General features: G+C 39.0%; 1 pseudogene. It reads right to left on the bottom strand.

Annotation, left to right across the window (positions count from 1 at the left end):
- Positions 1-146: 146 nt before the first annotated feature.
- A pseudogene (locus tag AC3A84_RS18585) lies at positions 147-566 on the bottom strand (transposase); the annotation flags it as partial.

Genomic DNA, 566 nt, shown 5'->3' with positions numbered 1-566 from the left:
CAAACTAAAAGGACTTAGTCCTGTTCAATACAGAATTAAATCCGTTCAATAATTATTTGTCTCACTTTTGGGCTGCAGTTCAAAAATCAACACCTTATCTAGCTATTTTTTTCATAAGGTGTTACAATGATAGAGCATAGACGGCTTTAATGATTTTGGGTTAAAGTGTAATCGTAAAGTTTGTTATGCGTAATGAGGTAATACATTGTCCTTATGAGGCGATGTATTGAGGCAATCGTATGAGGCTTAGTTGAAGTCGTCTGCGATTGTCTTTTTCGTTTCTCGTAAAAGTCCGCAATGTGGCAAGGATTGGTATGATTGGCCGAAACAATGTTGTGAATGGTCTTGAAGAGAATCTTTCTGGCATAAGGATTGCCCCGTTTGGTGATGTGTTCTTGAGCCAGAAAGTTTCCAGATTCGTAGTGTCTTAGATCAATTCCAATAAAGGCGTTGATTTGATTGGCAGACTAGACTGAAAACGGCGAATATCTCCTAATTCGCCTATGATAGAGGTGGCGGTTGTTTCAGCGATACCAGGAATAGAGAGAAGAATCTCGTATTCTGGT

The organism is Paracidovorax sp. (assembly GCF_057642795.1).
Note: the sequence above shows the minus strand (reverse complement) of the source record. Positions and strands in the feature narration are given on the sequence as shown.